This window comes from Paracoccus sediminilitoris, assembly GCF_003259195.1.
GTDB lineage: Bacteria > Pseudomonadota > Alphaproteobacteria > Rhodobacterales > Rhodobacteraceae > Paracoccus > Paracoccus sediminilitoris.
In genome coordinates this window covers 603010-626643 of record NZ_QJPK01000001.1, presented here as the reverse complement: position 1 = coordinate 626643, position 23634 = coordinate 603010, and the positions used below count along the sequence as shown (strand labels likewise).

The window sequence follows — 23634 nt, the reverse complement described above, 5'->3', positions numbered from 1 at the left end:
ATGTGCATTGGGCAAATTGTCCAATGTCGGTTCCCGGGTACGGGGCGTATCGCTGCGGCTCGGCGTGGCCCCGGCCCGCCCCAAACCCGTCATTTCATGGACCATCGGACTGGAAACGCCTTGAAACGTTTACACCTTACCGCCCTGTTGACCCTCCCGGCCCTTCTGTCCGCATGTGATGCGGTGGTGCTGTCGCCGTCGGGCGACGTGGCAGCGCGGCAAAGGGATGTCCTGGTCACATCGACCCTGCTGATGCTGCTGATCATCATTCCGGTAATCTGCCTGGTGGTCTTCTTCGCGTGGAAATACCGCGCCTCGAACACCGATGCCACCTATGCCCCCGACTGGAGCCATTCGACCAAGCTGGAAGTGGTGATCTGGGCCGCGCCGTTGCTGATCATCATCTGCCTTGGGGGGCTGACCTGGGTCGGCACGCATCTTCTTGATCCCTATCGCAAGCTGGACCGCATTTCGAAGGAGTTGGTGGTGACCGACGAACACGAACCGCTGCAGGTCCAGGTCGTGTCGCTGGATTGGAAATGGATGTTCATCTATCCCCAATACGGCATCGCGACCGTGAACGAACTGGCCGCCCCCGTCGACCGCCCGATCGAGTTTAAGCTGACCTCATCCTCGGTGATGAACGCCTTCTATATCCCGACGCTGGCCGGCATGATCTATACCATGCCCGGCATGGAGACCGGCCTGCACGGCGTCATCAACGAAGAGGGCGTCTATGACGGCTTTTCGTCGAACTATTCCGGCGCGGGCTTTTCCGGCATGCGCTTCAAGTTCCACGGCATGGACGATGCAGGGTTCGAAAACTGGGTCGCCGATGTCCAGGCACAGGACGCCACGCTGGACCGCGACACCTATCTGGACCTGGTCAAGCCTTCCGAAAACGTTGCCCCCATGCATTTCGCGGGCGTCGAGGACGGTCTCTACCACGACATCCTGAACATGTGCGTCGAGCCGGGCCAAATGTGCATGAACGACATGATGATGCAGGACATGCACACCAGATCCGGCGGCATGGAAATGGCCCATGGTCAGGATCAGGAACAACATGCCGATCACGGCGCCATGTCCCATGACGGTCACGGCATGGAGGGCATGGATGTCAGCCGCAACGGTGGCGAGGACGAGATGCAGTCCGACACCCCCGAGGCCGACAAGACCGCCACCGACGCCGACAGGCGCATGCTGCGCGGCCACGGCCTGGGCCGGGACTTCATGCCCCTGTTCCAGCCCGATCCCGCTCGGCCTGATGCCACCCAGCCCAATCCCGACAACCAGTAATCGGACCGAACCATGACATCGCCCATGCAAGATCCGAACACCTCCTTCCTGTTCGGTCGCCTGACATTCGACGCCATACCGCTTCACGAACCCATCCTGGTCGCCACCTTCGCGGTGGTGGCCCTGGGCGGGATCGCGATGGTTGCGGCGCTGACCTATTTCCGCCTCTGGGGTTATCTGTGGTCCCAGTGGTTCACCACGGTCGATCACAAGAAGATCGGCATCATGTACATGATCCTGGGTGTCGTCATGCTGCTGCGCGGCTTTGCCGACGCGATCATGATGCGCCTGCAGCAGGCGATGGCGTTCGGCGGGTCCGAGGGCTATCTGACCGCCCACCATTATGACCAGGTTTTCACCGCGCATGGCGTGATCATGATCTTCTTCGTGGCCATGCCGATGGTGACGGGCCTGATGAACTATGTCGTGCCCCTGCAGATCGGCGCGCGGGACGTGTCCTTTCCGTTCCTGAACAACTTCTCGTTCTGGATGACGGTCGGCGGCGCGGTGATCGTCATGATGTCGCTGTTCATCGGCGAGTTTGCCATGACCGGCTGGCTGGCCATGCCGCCCCTGTCGGGGGCCGAGGCAAGCCCGGGCGTCGGCGTCGATTACTATATCTGGGGGCTTCAGATCGCAGGGGTGGGCACGACCTTGTCGGGCATCAACCTGCTGGTCACCATCATCAAGATGCGCGCGCCCGGCATGACCATGATGAAGATGCCGATCTTCACCTGGACCTCGCTTTGCACCAACGTGCTGATCGTGGCGTCCTTCCCGGTGCTGACGGCCGTCCTGGTGCTGATGACGCTGGACCGCTATGTCGGCACGCATTTCTTTACCAACGACATGGGCGGCAACCCCATGATGTACGTGAACCTGATCTGGATCTGGGGCCACCCCGAGGTCTATATCCTGATCCTGCCCGCCTTCGGTATCTTCTCGGAAGTGACCTCGGCGTTTTCGGGCAAGCGGCTCTTCGGCTATACCTCGATGGTCTATGCTACGGTCTGCATCACGATCCTGTCCTATCTGGTCTGGCTGCACCACTTCTTCACCATGGGGTCGGGTGCGTCGGTGAACTCGTTCTTCGGGATCACGACGATGATCATCTCGATCCCGACGGGGGCCAAGCTGTTCAACTGGCTGTTCACCATGTATCGCGGCCGCGTGCGGTTCGAACTGCCGATGCTGTGGACCATCGCCTTCATGATCACCTTCACCGTGGGGGGGATGACGGGCGTCCTGCTGGCCGTGCCGCCCGCCGATTTCGTGCTGCACAACTCGCTGTTCCTGATCGCCCACTTCCACAACGTCATCATCGGCGGCGTGCTGTTCGGGCTGTTCGCAGGCATGAACTATTGGTTCCCCAAGGCCTTCGGCTTCAAGCTGGATGAATTCTGGGGCAAGATCTCGTTCTGGTTCTGGGTCGCGGGCTACTGGTTCGCCTTCACGCCGCTCTATGTGCTGGGCCTGATGGGCGTGACGCGCCGGATGCGGGTCTTTGACGACCCCAGCCTGCAGATCTGGTTCATCATCGCGGGCTTCGGCGCGGCGCTGATCGCGGTAGGCATCGCGGCCTTCCTGATCCAGATTGCCGTGTCCATCCGCGACCGCAAGAAGAACCGCGACGTCACGGGCGATCCCTGGCAGGGGCGGACGCTGGAATGGGCGACCTCCTCGCCGCCGGCCGACTACAACTTCGCCTTCACGCCGGTGGTCCATGACATCGACGCCTGGCACGACATGAAGTCCCACAGCTATGAACGTCCGCTGACCGGATACGAGGCGATCCACATGCCCCGGAACACGGGCGCGGGGGTCATCATCGCCGCCCTCAGCGTGGCCTGCGGTTTCGCCCTTGTCTGGTACATCTGGTGGCTGGCCGCCCTATCCTTTCTGGGCATCCTGGCGGTGGCGATCGGCCATACCTTCAACACCAAGCGCGACTTCTACATCCCGGTCCAGACCGTGGTGGATACCGAAGCCCGTCGCACCAAGCTGATCGAAAGCAGGGCATAAGCCATGTCATCAACCGTCACACAGACCGGCCCGCGCCAGTTCCACCTGGATCACGAACCCCATTTGCCGGAAGGCGCCAGCACCATGCTGGGGTTCTGGATCTACCTGATGAGCGATTGCCTGATCTTCGCGGTCCTCTTTGCCGTCTATGCGGTCCTTGGCCACAATTACGCCGGCGGCCCGGGCCCCAAGGAGCTGTTCGACCTGGAACTGGTCGCGCTGAACACCGCGATGCTGCTTCTGTCGTCGATCACCTACGGCTTTGCGATGCTGGAAATGGCGCGCAGGCGTCAGACCATGATGTTGGTCTGGCTGGGCATCACCGGGCTTTTCGGCGCGGCCTTCCTGTCGATCGAACTTTACGAATTCAGCCACCTGATCCACGAAGGCGCGACGCCCGGCCGTTCGGCCTTTTTGTCGTCCTTCTTCGCGCTGGTGGGCACGCATGGCCTGCACGTCACCTTCGGCATCATCTGGCTGGCGACGCTGATGGTGCAGGTGCTGCGCACGGGGCTGACGGCCTCGAATACGCGCAGGCTGATGTGCCTGTCGCTGTTCTGGCACTTTCTGGACGTCATCTGGATCGGGGTCTTCACCTTCGTCTATCTCATGGGGATGATCTGATGAGCACGCACGACACCCATCACGCCGAAGACGGCCACGATCATGGCAGCCTGCGCAGCTATGCGACGGGGTTCATCCTGTCGGTCATTCTGACGGCGATCCCCTTCGGCCTGGTCATGGCCGGGGGGCTGGCCAGCCGCATGCTGACGGTGATGATCGTCCTTGGCATGGCGGTCGCCCAGATTGTCGTCCACATGATCTATTTCCTGCACATGAACACGAAATCCGAAAAGGGCTGGACGATGATCTCGCTGGTCTTCACCATCGTGGTTCTGGTCATCATGTTGTCGGGGTCTGTCTGGGTCATGTATCATATGAACGCCAACATGATGCCGATGCCGCAGGGGATGACGGGGCAGTCGTGACCGCCCCCGCCCGCCATCGCATGTCCGGTGCCGCCCTTGCCATCCTGGCAGGGGCGACGCTGCTTTTGACGGTGATGTTCCTGTCGCTTGGCGTCTGGCAGGTGCAGCGCCTGCACTGGAAACAGGACCTGATCGCCCGCGTCGATGCCCGACTGGCCGCCGATCCCGAACCCGTGCCGCTGCCCGCCACCTGGGACGCCCTGTCCGAGGCGACGGACGAATACCGCAAGGTGACCCTGCGCGGTATCTTCGACCATGACGACGAAACGCTGGTCCAGGCCGTGACCGAACGGGGCGGGGGCTTCTGGGTGATGACGCCGCTGGAAACACCGGACGCCACCTATCTGGTCAATCGCGGCTTTGTGCCGTCCGATCGGCGCGACCCTGCCACCCGTGGTGCGGGCCAGATCGCCGGTCCCGTCACCGTCACCGGATTGCTGCGCATGTCCCAGCCCAAGGGCGCCTTCCTGCGCGACAACGATCCGGCGAATGACCGCTGGTATTCCCGCGATGTCGCGGCGATCATGGCCGGACATGACGGTCCCGTCGCGCCCTTCTTCGTCGATGCCGATGCCACCCCCAATCCGGGCGGCCTGCCGGTGGGCGGCCTGACGGTGGTGGCCTTTCGCAATTCGCACCTGACCTATGCGCTGACATGGTTCGCCCTTGCGGCCGGAACGCTTGGCGCGGCATTCCTGGTCTGGCGACACGGACGAAGGTAGGCTGCGGGTGATCGGAAACGGAACGATCCTTGAACCGACCCCCGGCGGGGCCGATACCGATCTGAAGAACCTGCGCCTGCTGGTGCATCTGCGCTGGCTGGCCATCGCGGGGCAGCTGGTCACCATCCTGTTCGTGGAACTCGTCCTGAACATCGACCTTCCGCTGGCCTTCATGGCCATGACGCTTGGCGCGCTGCTGAGCCTGAACCTTGTCAGCATCCACTGGCTGCGTCGCAAGCGGGCGCCCGGGCTGGCCTGGGTGCTGCTGATCGACATCCTGCTGTTGACGGTGCAGTTGAGCCTCAGCGGCGGGGGACGCAACCCTTTCATCGCCATCTATCTGCTGCAGGTGACACTGGCGGCGGTGCTGCTGCGCCCCGGTCAGTGCTGGCGTCTGGTCGGCCTGACGGCGCTGCTGACCGCGATGCTGACACGGGTGCATCTGCCGCTGCGCCTGCCGGAATACGAACCCTTCTTTACCACCTATCTCTCGGGAATGCTGGTCGCCTTGCTGATCGACGCGGTGCTGATCGTGACCTTCGTGACGCGCATCAACCGCAACCTGCGCGACCGCGACGCGCGGCTTGCCGCCCTGCGCCAGCATGCCGCCGAGGAGGATCACATCGTCCGCATGGGCCTTCTGGCATCGGGGGCGGCGCATGAACTGGGCACGCCGCTGGCCTCGATCTCGGTCATCCTCAGCGACTGGCGGGCGATTCCAGCCACCGCGAACGATCCCGAATTGCAGCATGACATTGCCCAGATGCAGAAGGCGGTCGATCGCTGCAAATCCATCGTCAGCGGCATCCTGGCATCCTCGGGCGAATTGCGGGGCGAGGATCCGGTGCCGACCTCGGTCGGCGAATTCCTTGACGACATCCTGGCCGAGTGGTCGGAAAGCCACGATCAGGCGCCCCTGAAGCTGCGCAACCAGGTCAGTCCCGACGTCAGGATCCTGGCCGATGCGGCGCTGACCCAGCTGGTCACCACGGTGCTTGAAAACGCGCATGAGGTCTCTCCGGATTGGGTCGAGCTGACGGTCGCGGTGCGGGGGGAACATCTGGTTATCCGGGTCGGCGACCGGGGGCCGGGCTTTCGCGCCGACGTTCTGGCAAACCTGGGCAAGCCCTATAATTCCAGCAAGCCCGGACAGGGCAGGGGGCTGGGGCTGTTCCTGGTGGTCAATGCCGTCCGCAAACTGGGCGGAGATGTCACAGCCTCGAACCTGGCGGGGGGCGGTGCGTTGGTCACCCTGAAGCTGCCCCTGGACAAGCTGTCCGTCACTGGAGACCGCAGATGACCCCCGATGCCCATATCCTGATCGTCGAGGATGACGACGACCTGGCGCAGACCCTGCAGCGGTCGCTGGAACGTCGCGGCTTCGCGGTCAGCCGCTTTTCCTCGGCCGAGGAGATGCGCAACGCGACCATGCCGGTGATGCCCAGCCATGCGGTGGTCGACCTGAAGCTGACGGGGGATTCGGGGCTGACCTGCGTGGATTATCTGCACCGGCTGAACCCGGATATGCGCATCGTCGTGCTGACGGGCTTTGCCAGCATTGCCACCGCGGTCGAGGCGATCAAGCTGGGCGCGGCCCATTACCTGACCAAGCCCTCGGGGACCGACGATATCCTGGCCGCCTTTGAACGCGGCGAAGGCGACGCCGACATCCAGCCCGATGGTCGCCCGACCACGATCAAGACGCTGGAATGGGAAAAGATCCACGAGACGTTGCTGGCCACGGATTTCAACATCTCCGAAACCGCGAGACGTCTGGGCATGCATCGCCGGACATTGGCACGCAAGCTGGCCAAGTGGCAGGTGCGATAGGGCGGCACCGAACGATGGAAATGGAGGGGGACACCAAAAACAGCACTGAATTCTTCAGGAGGTTTTTGGTGGAGCCAAGGGGAGTCGAACCCCTGACCTCTTGCATGCCATGCAAGCGCTCTACCAACTGAGCTATGGCCCCACGTCTTGTCTGCTTCGGCGTCTGGCACCTTGGCTGTGAGGGGGTCTATAAGGGTGGGCGCGGGGGGGTGCAAGCGGAAAAAAGACGGCTTGTGGGATTTTTTCGCTGCCCTTGTCCGGTCAGGGGCAAACGCGTGTAAAGCGTTGGGAAAACAAGGCCCGAAGGCCTTGTTCAGGCAGGCATCACGCCTCGCGGTTGGTGGCGCGGTCGACGCTGAAGGCGCCGGGTCCCGCAAAGACGAAATACAGGAACACGAAGCAATAGAGGATTGCCGCATCGCCGCCATTCAGCGCCGGGAAGGGGCTTTGCGGTGCGTGGGCGATCCAATATGCGGCGGCCATCAGGCCCGACAGCACGAAGGCCACGGGTCGGGTGAACAGCCCCAGGATCAGCAGCGCACCGCCGACCAGTTCCAGGACGCCCGCGATCCAGGGCAGGGACATCACCGCGGGGTTCATGTCGCTGGCAGGAAAGCCCAGCAGCTTCTGGGTGCCATGTGCAAAGAAGATCAGTGCGGACACGATGCGCAGAACGCCCAGCATCTGCTGCTGGTATGCGCCAAGGCCTTTGAACGGCATTCTGTGTTCTCCAAGGGTGAAAGAAAGGGCCGCGCTGTGTCGCGCGGCCCCGGGGATCAGTCTTCGTCGTCGTTGGCGACGTCGGCGATTTCATCCAGCGACACGTCGCCATCGTCATCGTCGTCTTCCAGCAGATCATCGTCGAGATCGTTCGAATCGTCGTCGATATCCTCGTCGTCATCCGTGGTGGTCTGGGTGTTGCCGCGCGCCTGGTTCTTTTCGGGCGTGACGGATTTGCCGCGGCTGTCGGTCAGGCTGTCCAACGTGAACTGGTTGTTGCAGGCCGGGCAGACCATCGGATCGGCCTTCAGGTCGTAGAAACGGGTGGCGCAATGCGGGCACAGGCGTTTGGTGCCCCATTCCTCTTTGGGCATGGTATTCTCCTTCAGCCGCGATTAGGGGAAATCGGGATGGCCCCTGCCATAGAGGCGGGGATGTGTCAAAGGCTTTATCTGGCAGGCCGGGGCAGGCAAGGCAAGCATGGATCAGCGGATCACCCTTTCGGACGGATCACAGTTGCGCTTGCGACGCTCGGCGCGGGCGCGGCGGATGACCTTGCGCGTTCCGCAGGACGGAACCGGTCCCATCCTGACGCTGCCCCTGCGCGTGCCACTGGATCAGGGATTGGATTTCGCGGAATCGCGCCAGGGATGGCTGCAACAGGCATCGTTGCGGGTGCCAGAACGCCAGGTTGCCGCGCATGGCGCGCAGATACCGGTCGAAGGGCGGCCTCTGCGGATCATCCCGGCCGCCATCCGGCAGGTGCAGGTCCAGGGCGATGACCTTCTGGTGCCGCAGGGGCGTCCGGCGGGCGTGGTCGTGGCCGCATGGTTGCGGCAGGTGGCGCTGGCGCGGCTGCGTCCGGCCTGCGACGGTTTTTCGGCGGCACTGGGGCGGCCCTATCGCGCGATCGCGCTGCGCGACACGCGATCACGATGGGGCAGCTGCACCCATGACGGGCGGCTGATGTTTTCGTGGCGGCTGGCCATGGCCCCGGCGCCCGTCCTGACCTATGTCGCCGCGCATGAGGTCGCGCATCTGGCGCATATGGACCATTCCGCGCGCTTCTGGGCGCAGGTCCGCGACCTGATGCCCGATCACGCGCCGCATCGCGCCTGGTTGAAGGCCCATGGCGGCGACTTGATGCTGTGGCAATTCCGCGATTGACGCGCGTTCCCGATGTGATCACAAACGTGGACATGAGCATATCCCGCCCCCCCGAGATCGCGGCCCATGAACGGCTGTATCGTGCCCTGCGCAGCCAGATCATGCTGGGCGAACTGCCGCCCGGCAAGGCGCTGACACTGCGCGGGCTGGCTGCGGAACATCACCTGTCGATGACCCCCGCGCGCGAGGCCGTGCGCCGCCTGGTGGCCGAAGGCGCGCTGACCCTGTCCGGGTCGGGCCGGGTGGCGACGCCTGCCTTGTCGGATGAGAGGATCGAGGAACTGGCCGCCCTGCGCGCCCTGATCGAGCCCGAGCTGGCCGCCCGCGCCCTGCCGCGGGCGCATTTCGCGCTGATCGACCGGCTGGCCACCATGAACGGCCGGATCGCGGATGCGGTCGAACGTCATGATGCGGTGGGCTATATCCGCTGCAACCTGGATTTCCACCGGATGCTGTACCTGCGCGCGCAGGCGCCCGCGATGCTGGCGATGCTGGAAACCATCTGGCTGCAGCTGGGGCCGACGATGCGGGCGCTTTACGGGCGCGTAAGGCGGAACGAACCGCCCCGCCATCACCGGATGATCCTGGCTGCGCTGCGGGCGGGCGATGAACCTGCCCTGCGGCTGGCCGTGCGCGCGGATGTCACGCATGGCCTGCGGCACCTGACCTCGGCCTGACGGGCGTCAGCCGGGCATGCTCATGGGCGGCAGGCCGAGATTGCCGAAGTTGATCTCGGGCAGGGTCGAGGGGATGATGCGGTTGTATTTCGTGCCCTCGATCGCGGCACCGGCGATCAGGCCCGACTGGCCGAAGATCATCGCGACGACCGGGAACTGGGCGCTGAACGTGTCGGCCCCGACCGCCATGCCGCCTTCGGGCAAGGCATAGAAGGCGCCTGCGCCCGCCACCCAACCGGGGGCCGCGCGGAAGGCGGCCAGCGCCTGATCGGTCTGGAAGATCAGCACATGGGCGTATTGCTGGGCACCGGCCTGCAGGCCCACCGTGGCGCGCGTCGCGCTGTAGTAATCGACGGTCTGCCCGCCGATGCGCAGCGCGCCCTGGCCATAGGCCCCGCCGACGCCAAGCGCCGCTTCCGTCATCAGCGGCATGTAAAGGACGCCGCGCGCATTCTGCAGAAGCGGCGCCGAGGCCGGATAGGTCGAGACCAGGTATTGATGCGTCTGGTCGACCCGCCCGTCCAGCTGCGCTGGCCCGTTGGTCCCGACCGCGTTGGTGCAGCCCGCGGCCAGCAGGGCCGCCCCGCCCGATGCCAGAAGGGTCCGGCGGGACAGCTTGGTGGAATTGCTCATGTGTCGCCCTCGTTCACGATATGCGGGGGCTTATCCTGCCCCGATTGGCGCAAAGGATACGCGACCGGGCAAGGTCACGCCAGCATCTCGGCCACGGTGGGCGCGAAATAGCTGAGAACCCCGTCGCAACCCGCGCGCCGGAAGGCCAGCAGGCTTTCCACCATCACGTCGCGCGACAGCCAGCCGTTGCGGATCGCGCCCTCGATCATCGCGTATTCGCCGCTGACCTGATAGGCGAAGGTGGGCGCCCCGAATTCGTCCTTTACCGCGCGGCAGATGTCCAGATAGGGCATGCCCGGTTTGACCATGACCATGTCTGCACCTTCGGCCAGGTCGCGGGCGACACAGCGTATCGCCTCGCCGCGATTGGCGGGGTTGATCTGATAGGTCTTCTTGTCGCCGACCAGCCGCCCCGAGGCCCCCACCGCGTCGCGGAACGGTCCGTAATAGGCGCTGGCGAATTTCGCCGCATAGGACAGGATCGCCGTGTTCTTGTGGCCCGCCCGTTCCAGCGCACCGCGCAGGGCCGCGATGCGCCCGTCCATCATGTCGCTTGGCCCTAGGATGTCGGCTCCGCATTCGGCCTGCACCAGCGCCATGCGGACCAGCGCCTCGATGGTTTCGTCGTTCAGGATTTCCCCGTTCACGACCAGCCCGTCATGGCCATTGGCGTTATAGGGGTCCAGCGCGATGTCGGTCATCACGACCAGTTCGGGCACGGTTTCCTTGACGGCGCGGATGGCCTGGTTGCCGATGTTGTCGGGGTCCCAGGCACGTTCGCAGCCTTCGGTCCGCAGGTCGCTGTCGGAATGGGGAAAGATGCAAATGGCGGGAATGTTCAGCCGCGCCGCGCGTTCGGCCGCGCGCTTGACGCCGTCGATGGTCAGGCGGTCCACGCCGGGCATGGATGCGATCTCGCCCTCGGCACCCTGCACTTCGGTCACGAAGATCGGCCAGATCAGGTTGGCGGGCGTCAGGTTCACCTCGGACACCATGGCGCGGATGTTGGCGCTGCGGCGCAGACGGCGCAGGCGGCCGGCGGGGAAGGGGGCGATAATCGGGTTGGCCATGCGGAGGCTCCTGCCTTTTGGGGTGGGACAACCGGGCGGCTTTCCCTTGGTTGAAACCCGATCTAAGGTCGCGCGCAGCCAAGGACAAGGAACTGCTCGTGCCGCAAGTCAACAGCCTGATCGGGTTTCTGGACAGCCGCTCATTCATGACGATCTGGTATTGGCTGGCACTGGTCGGCATGTGGTCGGCCACGGGACGCAGCATCATGGGCATCCCCTCGGACGTGGTGGCGCGCGCGCGTGCGGCGCTGGCGGCGGGGCAGGGCGAAGACCCGTCGGTGCTGACGCTCTTGGACTGGCTGTCGCTGGTGCTGCCGCGCTGGCGGCTTGGCGCGACCGAGGGCGCAGTCTTCCTGGGCCTGACCTCGTTCGGGCTGACCTCGCTGGCGGTTCTGGGCTTTGTCTTCTGGCTGGAACTGGCGCAGGCGATGTTCCTGCTGCTGATCCCGTTCTGGCTGCTGTTCTGGATGCGCGTCCGGCTGGCCCGTCGCGTGGCGCCCCTGGTCGATGCCGCGCAACTGGGGCAGATCCCCCCCGACAAGGCCGCCCGCGACGCCGCCCGCATGATGACATGGCACCGTCGTTGGATCACCGTCCTGTCGATGATCTCGGTCCTGACCACGGTCCTTTGGGGATCGGCATGGGCGATCATGCATCCCAATGGCCTGTGACGCGCTTGACTTCACATCCCCGCACTATACCTGAGCATCCATGTCCCAGCAGTTGATCCTTTCCGGCGCCCCCGAAGGCTACGATGCGGCGCTGATCGCCCGCGAAGCCGCGCGGCCCGACAATCGCGGCGCGCCCGTGATCCACGTGGCCCGCGACGACCGGCGCATGGCCGCCACCCGTGCGGCGCTTGCCTTCATGGCCCCGCAATTGGTCGTTCTGGATTTCCCGGCCTGGGACACAACGCCCTATGACCGCGTCTCGCCCGCGCCGGAAATCCAGGCGGCGCGCATGGCCACGCTGGCGGCGCTGGCGCAGGATGTCGTCAAGGGTCCCTTCGTGCTGCTGACATCGCTGAATGCGGTGCTGCAGCGCGTGCCGCCGCGCGACCTGGTGCGGGCCACGGCCTTTACCGCCCGCGTCGGCGACCGCATCGACGACGAGGCGCTGCGCCGGTTTCTGGTCCGCATGGGCTTTGTGCAAAGCCCCACCGTGACCGAGCCGGGCGATTACGCCATCCGCGGCGGCATCATCGACATCTTTCCGCCCGGTGAAAGCGGCCCGATCCGGCTGGACCTGTTCGGCGACGTGCTGGACGGCGCGCGGCGTTTCGACGCGGTCACGCAGCGCACCACCGAAAAGCTGACCCGCATCGAGTTGGCCCCCATGTCCGAGGTGATCCTGGATGAGGACGCCATCACCCGTTTCCGCCAGAATTATCGCGCCGAATACGGGCTGGGCACCAACGACCCCCTTTATGAAAGTGTCAGCGCTGGGGCCAAGACCAGCGGCATGGAACATTGGCTGCCTTGGTTCCATGACCGGATGGAAAGCCTGTTCGATTACATGCCCGGTGCCTCGGTCGTGCTGGACGATCACGTAGGCCAGGTCATCGACGCCCGCCGCACGATGATCCGCGAACAGTTCGAGGCCCGCTGCGCCGCCATGAAGGCCAAGGGTCGCAGCGATACCGTCTACAAGCCCGTGCCGCCGGACGCGATGTTCCCCACGGATGCCGAATGGAACGAATGGCTGTCGCCCCATCGGGTGCTGCGCCTGTCGGTCCTGAACCAGCCCCCCGGACCGGGCGTGCTGGATGCGGGCGGCCGGGCTGGGCGCAATTTCGCCCCCGAACGCCAGGCGGAATCGATCAACCTGTTCGGCGCGCTGGCCGATCACGTCAAGGCGCTGCGCAAGGATCACCGCGTGGTGCTGGCCAGCTTTTCGGACGGGGCGCGCGAACGGCTGGCCGGGTTGCTGAAGGACGAAGGCCTGACCGATGCCCTGACCATCGGCGATCTGCGCGACCTGCCCGACCGCAAGGGCGCCTTGGGCCTGACTGTCTGGCCGCTGGACGAAGGCTTCGTCGCCAAGGGACAGGCGCTTGGCGACATCGCGGTGATTTCCGAACAGGACGTGCTGGGCGACCGGATGATCCGGGGCGCCAAGAAGCGCCGCAAGGCCGACAATTTCCTGAAGGACACCCAGACCCTGTCGCCGGGGGATCTGATCGTCCATGTCGAACACGGCATCGGGCGCTATACCGGGATCGAGACGATCACCGCCGCCGGTGTGCCGCATGACTGCGTGGCGCTTGAATATGCGGGCGGCGACCGGCTGTATCTGCCGGTGGAAAACATCGAATTGCTGTCGCGCTATGGCCACGAGGAAGGCCTGCTGGACAAGCTGGGTGGTGGGGCATGGCAGGCCCGCAAGGCGCGGCTCAAGGAACGCATCAAGCTGATCGCCGACAAGCTGATGCGCATCGCCGCCGAACGCCTGTTGCGCCCCGCCCCCGTGCTGGAGCCCGAGGAGCACGAATGGCAGCAATTCGCCGCCCGCTTCCCCTATAGCGAGACGGACGACCAGGCCGCCGCCATCGAGGATGTGCAGGAGGATCTGGCCGCAGGTCGCCCGATGGACCGTCTGGTCGTAGGCGATGTGGGCTTTGGCAAGACCGAGGTCGCCATGCGTGCCGCCTTCATCGCCGCCAGCCAGGGGATGCAGGTCGCGGTCGTGGCGCCGACGACCCTGTTGGCCCGCCAGCATTACCGCAGCTTTGCCGAACGTTTCCGCGGCACGGCCATCAATGTCCGCCCCCTGTCGCGTTTCGTCAGCGCCAAGGATGCCAGCGCCACCCGAGCCGGTCTGGCCGATGGCAGCGTCGATATCGTCGTGGGCACCCATGCGGTTCTGGCCAAACAGGTGCGCTTCAAGAACCTGGGCCTGCTGGTCGTCGATGAGGAGCAGCACTTCGGCGTCGCGCATAAGGAACGCCTGAAGGAACTGCGCAGCGACATCCATGTCCTGACGCTGACCGCCACACCCATCCCGCGCACCCTGCAGCTGTCGCTGACCGGCGTGCGCGACCTGTCGGTGATCGGCACGCCCCCCGTCGATCGCCTGGCTATCCGCACCTATGTCAGCGAATTCGACAGCGTCTCGATCCGCGAGGCCCTGCTGCGCGAGAAATATCGGGGCGGGCAAAGCTTCTTCGTCGTGCCGCGCCTGACCGATCTGCCCGATGTCGAACATTGGCTGACCGAGAACATGCCCGAGGTCACCTATATCGTCGCCCATGGCCAGCTGGCGGCGGGCGATCTGGATCAGCGGATGAACGCGTTTTACGACGGCAGCCACGATGTGCTGGTCGCCACGACCATCGTGGAAAGCGGGTTGGACATCCCGACGGCCAATACCATGGTCGTCTGGCGGTCCGACATGTTCGGCCTGTCACAGCTTTATCAGATCCGGGGTCGGGTCGGGCGGTCCAAGACCCGCGCCTATTGCTATCTGACGACGAAACCGCGCAGCCCGCTGACCCCGCAGGCCATGCGGCGGCTGAAATTCCTCGGGTCCATCGACAGCCTGGGGGCGGGGTTCAACCTGGCCAGCCAGGACCTGGACCTGCGCGGCGCGGGCAACCTTCTGGGAGAGGAACAGTCCGGCCACATCAAGGAGGTCGGGTTCGAGCTGTACCAGGCCATGCTGGAGGAAACGATCGCCAAGCTGAAATCTGGCGAGATCGAGGGAACCCCCGATGACGAATGGGCACCCCAGCTGAACCTGGGCGTGCCGGTCACCATTCCCGAAAACTTCGTCCCCGATCTGGACGTGCGGCTTGGCCTCTATCGTCGTCTGGCCGAACTGACCACCAAGGTCGAGCTGGAGGGCTTTGCCGCCGAGCTGATCGACCGTTTCGGGCCGCTTCCGCGCGAGGTGAATACCCTGCTGCTGGTCATCCGCATCAAGGCGATGGCCAAGCGCGCCAATATCGCGCGGCTGGATGCGGGGCCGAAGGGCGCCACGATCCAGTTCCATCAGGACCGCTTCCCGAACCCAGCCGGGCTGGTGGAATTCCTGACTGACCAGAACGGGCAGGCCAAGGTCACCGACAACAAGATCTTCGTGGGTCGTACGTGGAGCTCGGACGCCGACCGCATCAAGGGCGCCTTTGCCATCGCCCGCGATCTGGCCGCCAAGGCGAAGGCCGCCAAGTGAACGGCCAGGTCCGCTTCGACCACGGCCCGCTTGGCGGCGCGACCGATTTCATCGCCCCGCAGACGGTGATCCGCGCCGACAGCATCGCAGGCGTCGGTCCGGCGCTGGCGGCGATGCAGAGCGCGAAGGACCGGGGGGCGTGGCTGGCGGGCTATCTCTCCTATGAGCTGGGACATGCGATGTCGCCGCGGCTGGCGCCGCTGATACCTGGGGACCGGCAGATGCCGTTGATCCTGATGGGAGTTTACGACAGGCCCCGTCCGGCCGACCCCTTGCCCGATCCCGCAGGCGTCAGCATCGGTCCCGCGCGGCCGCTGTGGGACAGGGTGCGATATGATGCCGCCATCGCCGCCGTGCATGATTACATTGCGGCGGGCGACACCTATCAGATCAACCTGACCTTCCCGATGGAGGCCGGGGTCACGGGCGATCCCCTGCGGATCTATGCCGCCTTGGCTGCGCGCCAGCCGGTGCCCGAGGGGGCCTTCGTCGATCTGGGCGGCCCGCAGGTCCTGTCCCGCAGCCCCGAGCTGTTCTTTGCCATCGACGACCAAGGCGTCATCCGGACGAAGCCCATGAAGGGCACCGCCGCACGCGGCGCGACACCGGCAGAAGATGCCGCCGCCGCCGCCGGTCTGGCCGCATCGGAAAAGAACCGTGCCGAGAACCTGATGATCGTCGATCTGCTGCGCAACGACATCAGCCGCATCTGCCTGCCCGGCAGCGTGCGCGTGCCGCAGCTGTTCCACGTCGAGGAATATGCGACCCTGCACCAGATGGTCTCGACCGTTGAAGGGCAACTAGCCCCCGGCGTGGGGCTGGCGCAGGTGCTGGGGGCGCTGTTTCCCTGCGGCTCGATCACCGGTGCGCCCAAGATCCGGTCGATGCAGATCATCGCCGAGCTGGAGGCCGCCGCGCGCGAGGTCTATTGCGGGGCCATCGGCTGGATCGACCCTGCGGGGCCGATGCGGTTCAACGTGGCGATCCGCTCACCTTGGATGATCGCGCCGGATCGGTTGCGCCTGAACGTCGGCGGCGGCATCGTCCACGACAGCGAAACCGGATCCGAATGGGAGGAAGCCCTGTGCAAAGCCGCATTCCTGGACCTGTCCCCGAAGGGCTGACCCTGTTCGAGACCATGCGTGCCGAACCCGACGGAACGATCCGGCGCTGGCCGCTGCATCTGGCGCGGCTGCAGCGTGGCTGCGCGGCGGTGGGTTTTCCCTTCGACGCCGATGTGGCCAGTGCAGCCTTGCAGTCGCTGCCGCAGGGGCAGGCCCTGCGCGTTCGGATGGTGGTGGATGCGGGCGGGGCGATCAATGTCACCCACGCGCCGGCACCCGAAGCGCCATCGGAATGGCGGGTCGCGATTGCTGGTCAGCGGCTGCGGGCGGGGGATCCTTGGCTGGGCATCAAAAGCTCGGCCCGTGGGGTCTATGATGCGGCGCGGGCCGAAATGCCGGATGGGGCGGATGAGGTCATTTTGCTGAATGGCGAAGGACAGGTCTGCGAAGGCAGCATCACTAACCTGTTTCTGCTGCGCGACGGGCAAATGTTGACCCCGCCGGTCGCATGCGGTCTGCTGCCCGGCGTGCTGCGGGCCGAACTGCTGGCCAGCGGCTTGGCGCGTGAGGCGATCTTGACGCCCGGGGATCTGACCGAGGGTCGCCTGTTTTGTGGCAATGCCCTGCGCGGATTGATCCCGGCGCGCCTGATCTGAACGCGAAGCGCGGACGACCCCCATCGAAGGGGTCGCCCGCGCTTTTGCCACCCGTCGCAGACGTCGCATAGAAAACGCCCCGCCCTTTGGAGGGGCGGGGCGTTTCAGGTTCATTCGGCGGTCAGCAAGGGCGTCTTGGACTTGCCGATGCGGGGCGCCTCGGGGCCGGTGATGTCGAAGACGGGCTTGTCGTCCTCGATCTTGACCCGGACGAAGCCACCCTTGGTCAGGCGCCCGAACAGCAGTTCCTCGGCCAGCGGCTTCTTGATGTGCTCCTGGATCACGCGGCCAAGCGGGCGGGCGCCCATCCGGTCGTCGTAGCCACGTTCCGCCAGCCAATCCGCGGCCTGGGGCGTCAGCTCGATATGGACGTTGCGGTCCATCAGCTGGGCTTCCAGTTGCAGGATGAACTTTTCGACCACGTGAATGACGACTTCGCGGCCAAGCGGGGCAAAGCTGATGATCGCATCCAAGCGGTTGCGGAACTCGGGCGTGAAGGTCCGTTCGATTGCGGCGGTATCCTCGCCCTCGCGGCGGTCGCGACCAAAGCCGATGGCAGCCTTGGCCTGATCGGCGGCCCCTGCGTTCGAGGTCATGATCAGGATCACATTGCGGAAGTCGACCGTGCGACCGTTATGATCGGTCAGACGGCCCGCATCCATGATCTGCAGCAGGATGTTGAAGACATCCGGATGCGCTTTTTCGATCTCGTCCAGCAACAGCACGCAATGGGGGTGCTGATCGACGCCATCGGTCAACAGACCGCCCTGGTCGAAACCGACATAGCCCGGAGGCGCGCCGATCAGGCGGCTAACGGCGTGCTTCTCCATGTATTCCGACATATCGAAGCGGATCAGCTCGACCCCCAGGGTCGATGCCAGCTGTTTGGCGACCTCGGTCTTGCCAACGCCCGTGGGCCCGGCGAACAGATAGTTGCCGATGGGCTTTTCAGGTTCGCGCAGGCCAGCCCGCGCCAGCTTGATGGCCGAGGAAAGCGTGGTGATGGCCGTATCCTGCCCGAAGACGACCCGCTTGAGCGAGGTTTCCAGGTCGCGCAGGACCTCGGCGTCGTTCTTGCTGACATTCTTGGGGGGAATGCGGGCAATCTTGGCGACGACGGCTTCGACCTCCTTGGGGCTGATGGTCTTGCGGCGCTTGCTTTCGGCGACCAGATGCTGGGCGGCACCGGCTTCGTCGATGATGTCGATGGCGCTGTCGGGCAGCTTGCGGTCGTTGATATAGCGCGCGGCCAGTTCCACCGCCGACTTGATCGCATCATTGGTATAGCGCAAATCGTGGTGCTTTTCGAAATGCGGCTTCAGGCCCATCAGGATCTTGATGGCATCTGGAACCGAAGGCTCGTTCACGTCGATCTTCTGGAACCTGCGCGACAGGGCGCGGTCCTTTTCGAAATGCTGACGATATTCCTTGTAGGTGGTCGACCCCATGCAGCGTAGCTTGCCACCCGCCAATGCCGGCTTCAGCAGGTTCGAGGCGTCCATTGCCCCGCCCGACGTGGCGCCCGCACCGATCACAGTGTGGATCTCGTCGATGAACAGGATGGCATCGGGATGCGCTTCCAGTTCCTTGACGACTGCCTTCAGGCGTTCCTCGAAATCGCCACGATAGCGGGTGCCTGCCAGCAGGGCGCCCATGTCCAGCGAAAAGATGGTCGCGCCCGCCAGCACGTCGGGGATTTCCCCGCGCGTGATCTTCAGCGCCAAGCCTTCGGCGATGGCCGTCTTGCCCACGCCCGGATCACCCACCAACAGCGGGTTGTTCTTGCGGCGGCGGCAGAGGACCTGAATGGCACGCTCGACCTCGGAATCGCGCCCGATCAAGGGATCGACATCGCCCTTCCGCGACTTGACGTTCAGGTCAACGCAATATTTGCCAAGGGCGGTTTCATCCTTGGCCTCGGGTGCTTCCTCGGCCTTTTCGTGGTCGATGGGATCATCCGATCCCGCCACCTTGCGGGGTTCGTTGAAGGACGGGTTCTTCGCCACGCCATGCGCGATGAAGTTGACCGCGTCATAGCGGGTCATGTCCAGTTCCTGCAGGAAATAGGCCGCGTTGGATTCGCGTTCTGCAAAGATCGCGACCAGCACGTTGGCGCCCGTCACCTCTTGGCGGCCCGAACTTTGGACATGGATGGCCGCGCGCTGGATCACGCGCTGGAATGCCGCCGTCGGCACGGCTTCCGAACCTTCGACGTCGGTGATCAGGGTGGACAGGTCATCTTCGATGAACTCGGTCAGCGATTTCCGCAATTCGTCCAGATCGACGTTGCAGGCCCGCATGACCTTGACCGCTTCGGGTTCCTCGGTCAGGGCCAGCAGCAGATGCTCCAGCGTTGCAAGTTCGTGGCGATGTTCGTTCGCCAGCGCAAGAGCCTGGTGAATCGCCTGTTCCAAAGAGGTCGAGAAACTTGGCACGATCGTCTCCTGTCAGTCGGCTGGCGGTATGGGCCCATAGGCGGCCCACCGGCCCAGACTGTCACGATACAGTTAAGATTTGGTGGAATCCGGTCGGCATCAAGCCCTTTTTGAAAAAGATGCCAAGTTTTTCCCACGGTTGAGGCAGATGTGATGTCACTGTCCGTTCTTTTCAAGCGCGGCGACCGGCATGCGTCATTCCGTCTTGGCGCAGAAGGGCAATGGGCTTAGAATTCGTCCTTCATCTGACGCAGCCGCGCAAAGACCTGCGCATCGTCCGATCCCTGCATTCCCAAGGGCCCGCGGAGCGCATTGACCCGCAGGAAGGGATTCGTCGCCTTCTCCAAGGCCAGCGTCGCCGGTGCGCAAGGCGTCCGCGATTCCTGGATGTCGGACAGGCGCTGCTGCAGGTCGGCATTGTCGGGGTCGACCGACAGCGCGAAAGCACCGTTGGCTGCGCAGTAATCATGGCCCGAACAGATCAGCGTATCATCCGGCAGGGCGGCCAGCCGCGTCAGGCTGTCCCACATCATCGCCGGATCGCCCTCGAACAGGCGTCCGCAGCCCATCGCCATCAGGCTGTCGGCAGTGAAGGCATGGCCCGTCTGCGGGAAATGGAAGGCCACATGGCCGACCGTGTGACCCGACACATCGATGACGCGGATCGGCTGGCCCAGCAGGTCCAGATCTTCCCCGGGGCGGACCTGGCGGTCCAGATGCGGCAGGCGATGCGCGTCGGCGGCCGCGCCGATGACCTGGGCACCAGTCTTGGCGACGATCGCCGCGACACCCTGGATATGGTCGTCATGGTGATGGGTCAGCAGGATCGCGTCCAGCCCCCAGCCGCGGGCCTCCAGTTCTGTCAGGATCGGCATGGCCTCGGGGGCGTCGATCAGGATGGTGCCTTCCGGTCCGTGCAGCAGATAGGCATAATTGTCGCGCAGACAGCGCAGCGTGACCAGTTCCAGCGGCATTGGCAAATCCCTTCGCGTGTGTTCACCTGACCCTGACAAAAGCCGGACGCCCGCACAATGCACCATGACATCCACCAGCTGCGACGCTTCTATTACCAGCGGTCCTTGGGGCGGGTCGTGCAGCGAATCCTGCGCGACCGCCTGACAACGCGGTGGTCTCCCGCAGGTTGCAGCGGCATGACGGTCGCGGGCTTCGGCTTTGCGGCGCCGATGCTGCGGCCCTATCTGTCGCGGGCGCGGCGGGTGACGGCCCTGATGCCCGGACCGCAGGGCGTGATGGCCTGGCCCGCGGCCATGCCCAATCACAGCGTCCTGTGCGACGAGACCGCCTGGCCGATCGAAACCGGCAGCATCGACCGCCTGGTCATGCTGCATGGGCTGGAAACCAGCGAGCATCCCCGCGAATTGCTGGCCGAGGCATGGCGCTGCCTGGGGCCGGGCGGGCGGATGATGATGATCGTGCCGAACCGTGCGGGGCTGTGGGCGGCGACCGACCGCACGCCCTTCGGCTTTGGCCGGTCCTATACCACAGGCCAGCTGACATTACAGATGCGCGCCGCCGGCCTGATGCCGGAATGGAGCGGATCGGCCATCTATATCCCGCCCTCGGATCGCCGGTTCTGGCTGCGCAGCGCGCAATTCTGGGAACGCACGGGCGCGCGGATCAGCCGCGTGCTGGTCGCAGGCGTGATTCTGGTCGAACTGTCCAAGCAGACCCGCGCCCCGGTGGGACCTGGCGTCAAGATCCACGTCCCCAGCCCGCTGGAGATCCTGGACGGGGTCGCCAGACCCCGCCCGACGGTGGCCCGACTGCCCCGCACGGGGGCCGAAACGCGGGTCGATCGCCTTGAGGTCATTGTGAAAAACCAAGGCGGGCAGGGCTGAGGCGACAGGCCGGGTGTTCCGCCTGCGACACAGTGGCATCTTCGCGCCAAGATGCACGGATGCGTGAGCTTGAAGGTTGCCGCGCACCGAACGACCTGCTAGAGACGGCCCAGATTTGCGCACGACCCTCCATAAGCCGTGCGCCGCGACCCGCACCCCGTGACAGACCGGATGGAAATCCGGCCCGCCAACGGGGTTTGCGCAAACGTAAAGGATGACCGTGGCCAACTCTGTTTCCATGTCCCAGAGCATCGCCGGACGCTATGCGCAGGCCGTCTTCGAAATTACGAAGGACGATGGGGGGCTGGATGCCCTGGCCCAGCAGACCGCCGATCTGGATGCCGCGCTGAACGACAGCGCCGAGCTGCGTGATCTGATCAGCAGCCCGATCTATTCGCGCGACCAGCAGGTCCGGGCGATCGTCGCCATTGCCGACAAGATGGGCCTGTCGGTGGTCCTGAAGAACACGCTGCAGCTGATGGCGACGAACCGTCGCCTGTTCGTGCTGCCACAACTGATCCACGCGCTGACGCAGATGATTGCGGAGCATCGCGGAGAGATGACGGCCGACGTCACCAGCGCCGTCGCGCTGGACGATGCGCAGCTGGAGCGTCTGAAGACGACCCTGGCCGAGAAGACCGGCAAGAAGGTCAAGCTGAACACGCGCGTCGATGAGACCCTCATCGGCGGCATGATTGTCAAGTTGGGCTCGAAGATGATCGACAGTTCGGTCCGCTCGAAGCTCACTTCCCTGCAGAATGTCATGAAAGAGGTCGGATAATGGGAATCCAGGCTGCCGAGATTTCGGCGATCCTCAAGGAGCAGATCAAGAATTTCGGTCAGGACTCCGAAGTTGCTGAAGTCGGCCAGGTGTTGTCGGTCGGCGACGGTATCGCCCGTGTCTACGGTCTGGACAAGGTCCAGGCCGGCGAGATGGTCGAATTCCCGGGCGGCGTCCGCGGCATGGTGCTGAACCTCGAGACCGACAACGTCGGTGTCGTGATCTTCGGCGACGACCGTCAGATCAAGGAAGGCGACACCGTCAAGCGCACGCGCTCGATCGTGGACGTTCCCGTCGGCAAGGGCCTGCTGGGCCGCGTCGTTGACGGCCTTGGCAACCCGATCGACGGCAAGGGCCCGATCGAGGCGACCGAGCGCCGCGTGGCCGACGTCAAGGCACCCGGCATCATGCCGCGCAAATCGGTCCACGAACCGATGGCGACCGGCCTGAAGTCGGTCGACGCCATGATCCCCGTCGGCCGTGGCCAGCGCGAGCTGATCATCGGCGACCGCCAGACCGGCAAGACCGCCATCGCGCTGGACACGATCCTGAACCAGCAGAACTACAATGGCCGCGAAGCCGAAGGCATGAAGACCCTGCACTGCATCTATGTCGCAGTCGGTCAGAAGCGTTCGACCGTCGCGCAGCTGGTGAAGAAGCTGGAAGAAACCGGCGCGATGGCCTATACGACCATCGTCGCGGCCACCGCATCCGACCCCGCGCCGATGCAGTTCCTGGCCCCCTATTCGGGCACGGCGATCGGCGAATATTTCCGCGACAACGGCATGGACGCGCTGATCATCTATGATGACCTGTCCAAGCAGGCCGTCGCTTACCGCCAGATGTCGCTGCTGCTGCGCCGTCCGCCCGGACGCGAAGCCTATCCGGGCGACGTCTTCTACCTGCACTCGCGCCTGCTGGAGCGTTCGGCCAAGCTGAACGACGAATACGGCGCCGGTTCGCTGACGGCTTTGCCGATCATCGAAACCCAGGGCGGCGACGTGTCGGCCTTCATTCCGACCAACGTGATCTCGATCACCGACGGTCAGATCTTCCTGGAAACCGACCTGTTCTTCCAGGGCATCCGTCCTGCGGTGAACACCGGTCTGTCGGTGTCGCGTGTTGGTTCGGCTGCCCAGACCAAGGCGATGAAATCCGTCGCCGGTCCGGTCAAGCTTGAACTGGCGCAGTACCGCGAAATGGCGGCCTTCGCCCAGTTCGGTTCGGACCTGGATGCCGCGACTCAGCGCCTGCTGAACCGTGGTGCCCGCCTGACCGAGCTGATGAAGCAGCCCCAGTACAAGCCCCTGACCAACGCCGAGATCGTCATCGTGATCTATGCCGGCACCAAGGGTTACATCGACAGCGTGCCGGTCAAGGAAATCGTCGCGTGGGAAGACGGTCTGCTCCAGTTCCTGCGCAGCCAGAAGTCGGACCTGCTGGACGACATGACCCGCAACGACCGCAAGGTCTCGGGTGACCTGGAAAATGCGATCAAGGCGGCGCTGGACGAATACAACCGCACGCGCGCCTGAGGGGG

22 protein-coding genes and 1 tRNA gene are annotated in these 23634 nt (G+C 64.6%); 16 read left to right on the top strand and 7 right to left on the bottom strand.

The genetic code is table 11. The features are described from left to right. Positions 1 to 96: 96 nt before the first annotated feature. From cyoA to DKT70_RS03020, 7 genes are read left to right on the top strand one after another with little or no spacing between them, the layout of a single operon-like run. Positions 97 to 1299 (top strand): ubiquinol oxidase subunit II, encoded by a 1203-nt coding sequence (gene cyoA, locus DKT70_RS03050; protein ID WP_111557733.1) that lies wholly within the window; start codon positions 97 to 99, stop codon positions 1297 to 1299. A 24-nt stretch (positions 1300 to 1323) separates the two neighbouring features. Then, entirely contained in the window at positions 1324 to 3321 is a 1998-nt protein-coding gene (gene cyoB / locus DKT70_RS03045; protein WP_111557732.1) for a cytochrome o ubiquinol oxidase subunit I, read from the top strand. Positions 3322 to 3324: 3 nt separating this feature from the next. After that, complete coding sequence (cyoC, locus tag DKT70_RS03040) at positions 3325 to 3945, top strand: cytochrome o ubiquinol oxidase subunit III (RefSeq protein WP_111557731.1); 621 nt, start codon at positions 3325 to 3327, stop codon at positions 3943 to 3945. Further along, complete coding sequence (cyoD, locus tag DKT70_RS03035) at positions 3945 to 4310, top strand: cytochrome o ubiquinol oxidase subunit IV (RefSeq protein ID WP_111557730.1); 366 nt, start codon at positions 3945 to 3947, stop codon at positions 4308 to 4310. Before cyoC ends, cyoD begins: the two co-directional genes overlap by 1 nt. Beyond that, complete coding sequence (locus DKT70_RS03030; protein ID WP_233490394.1) at positions 4307 to 5032, top strand: SURF1 family protein; 726 nt, start codon at positions 4307 to 4309, stop codon at positions 5030 to 5032. The genes cyoD and DKT70_RS03030 overlap by 4 nt, the downstream gene beginning before the upstream one ends. Positions 5033 to 5039: 7 nt before the next feature. Further along, a complete protein-coding gene (locus tag DKT70_RS03025; protein ID WP_111557729.1) occupies positions 5040 to 6332 on the top strand; it encodes an ATP-binding protein in 1293 nt (430 codons plus the stop codon). Next, a complete protein-coding gene (locus tag DKT70_RS03020; RefSeq protein WP_111557728.1) occupies positions 6329 to 6862 on the top strand; it encodes a response regulator transcription factor in 534 nt (177 codons plus the stop codon). Before DKT70_RS03025 ends, DKT70_RS03020 begins: the two co-directional genes overlap by 4 nt. A gap of 66 nt (positions 6863 to 6928) precedes the next feature. Here the strand turns inward: DKT70_RS03020 and DKT70_RS03015 are convergent. From DKT70_RS03015 to DKT70_RS03005, 3 genes are all read right to left on the bottom strand, one after another. Beyond that, positions 6929 to 7004: transfer RNA gene (locus DKT70_RS03015), tRNA-Ala, on the bottom strand. 182 nt (positions 7005 to 7186) lie between these two features. Further along, positions 7187 to 7582, bottom strand: coding sequence for a DoxX family protein (locus DKT70_RS03010; protein ID WP_072295394.1), 396 nt, complete (start codon positions 7580 to 7582; stop codon positions 7187 to 7189). 56 nt (positions 7583 to 7638) lie between these two features. Next, positions 7639 to 7956 (bottom strand): TIGR02300 family protein, encoded by a 318-nt coding sequence (locus DKT70_RS03005; RefSeq protein WP_072295393.1) that lies wholly within the window; start codon positions 7954 to 7956, stop codon positions 7639 to 7641. Between the two features lie 175 nt (positions 7957 to 8131). Here DKT70_RS03005 and DKT70_RS03000 point away from each other — a divergent pair, with 175 nt between their 5' ends. Both DKT70_RS03000 and DKT70_RS02995 read left to right on the top strand, forming a co-directional pair. Next, the gene (locus tag DKT70_RS03000; RefSeq protein WP_233490393.1) at positions 8132 to 8749 is read left to right on the top strand and encodes a M48 family metallopeptidase; all 618 of its coding nucleotides are present in this window, start codon (positions 8132 to 8134) and stop codon (positions 8747 to 8749) included. A gap of 32 nt (positions 8750 to 8781) precedes the next feature. Then, the gene (locus DKT70_RS02995) at positions 8782 to 9426 is read left to right on the top strand and encodes a GntR family transcriptional regulator (protein ID WP_111557908.1); all 645 of its coding nucleotides are present in this window, start codon (positions 8782 to 8784) and stop codon (positions 9424 to 9426) included. A 6-nt stretch (positions 9427 to 9432) separates the two neighbouring features. Here DKT70_RS02995 and DKT70_RS02990 read toward each other — a convergent pair whose 3' ends face one another. Continuing rightward, entirely contained in the window at positions 9433 to 10059 is a 627-nt protein-coding gene (locus DKT70_RS02990) for a lipid-binding SYLF domain-containing protein (RefSeq protein ID WP_111557726.1), read from the bottom strand. A gap of 74 nt (positions 10060 to 10133) precedes the next feature. Further along, the gene (gene hemB, locus DKT70_RS02985; RefSeq protein ID WP_072295391.1) at positions 10134 to 11129 is read right to left on the bottom strand and encodes a porphobilinogen synthase; all 996 of its coding nucleotides are present in this window, start codon (positions 11127 to 11129) and stop codon (positions 10134 to 10136) included. A gap of 98 nt (positions 11130 to 11227) precedes the next feature. On the opposite strand from hemB, the gene DKT70_RS02980 reads away from it, so the two are divergent. From DKT70_RS02980 to DKT70_RS02965, 4 genes are read left to right on the top strand one after another with little or no spacing between them, the layout of a single operon-like run. Further along, positions 11228 to 11800 (top strand): hypothetical protein, encoded by a 573-nt coding sequence (locus DKT70_RS02980; RefSeq protein WP_111557725.1) that lies wholly within the window; start codon positions 11228 to 11230, stop codon positions 11798 to 11800. Positions 11801 to 11840: 40 nt separating this feature from the next. Then, the gene (mfd, locus tag DKT70_RS02975; RefSeq protein WP_111557724.1) at positions 11841 to 15299 is read left to right on the top strand and encodes a transcription-repair coupling factor; all 3459 of its coding nucleotides are present in this window, start codon (positions 11841 to 11843) and stop codon (positions 15297 to 15299) included. Next, entirely contained in the window at positions 15296 to 16423 is a 1128-nt protein-coding gene (locus DKT70_RS02970) for an aminodeoxychorismate synthase component I (protein WP_111557723.1), read from the top strand. Before mfd ends, DKT70_RS02970 begins: the two co-directional genes overlap by 4 nt. Continuing rightward, complete coding sequence (locus DKT70_RS02965; protein WP_233490392.1) at positions 16384 to 17019, top strand: aminotransferase class IV family protein; 636 nt, start codon at positions 16384 to 16386, stop codon at positions 17017 to 17019. Before DKT70_RS02970 ends, DKT70_RS02965 begins: the two co-directional genes overlap by 40 nt. A gap of 110 nt (positions 17020 to 17129) precedes the next feature. Here DKT70_RS02965 and clpA read toward each other — a convergent pair whose 3' ends face one another. Then, positions 17130 to 19454 carry an ATP-dependent Clp protease ATP-binding subunit ClpA gene (clpA, locus tag DKT70_RS02960; protein ID WP_111557721.1) on the bottom strand — a complete coding sequence of 775 codons (2325 nt, stop codon included), beginning with the start codon at positions 19452 to 19454 and terminating at the stop codon, positions 17130 to 17132. Positions 19455 to 19681: 227 nt separating this feature from the next. Then, positions 19682 to 20428, bottom strand: a complete 747-nt coding sequence (gene gloB / locus DKT70_RS02955) for a hydroxyacylglutathione hydrolase (protein WP_111557720.1) — start codon at positions 20426 to 20428, stop codon at positions 19682 to 19684. 57 nt (positions 20429 to 20485) lie between these two features. Here gloB and DKT70_RS02950 point away from each other — a divergent pair, with 57 nt between their 5' ends. From DKT70_RS02950 to atpA, 3 genes are all read left to right on the top strand, one after another. After that, positions 20486 to 21313 (top strand): class I SAM-dependent methyltransferase, encoded by an 828-nt coding sequence (locus DKT70_RS02950; RefSeq protein ID WP_111557719.1) that lies wholly within the window; start codon positions 20486 to 20488, stop codon positions 21311 to 21313. Positions 21314 to 21527: 214 nt separating this feature from the next. Continuing rightward, positions 21528 to 22094, top strand: coding sequence for a F0F1 ATP synthase subunit delta (locus tag DKT70_RS02945; protein ID WP_111557718.1), 567 nt, complete (start codon positions 21528 to 21530; stop codon positions 22092 to 22094). After that, on the top strand, positions 22094 to 23629 hold the full coding sequence (atpA, locus tag DKT70_RS02940) for a F0F1 ATP synthase subunit alpha (protein WP_072295382.1): 1536 nt from the start codon (positions 22094 to 22096) through the stop codon (positions 23627 to 23629). Before DKT70_RS02945 ends, atpA begins: the two co-directional genes overlap by 1 nt. The last annotated feature ends 5 nt before the right edge of the window (positions 23630 to 23634 follow it).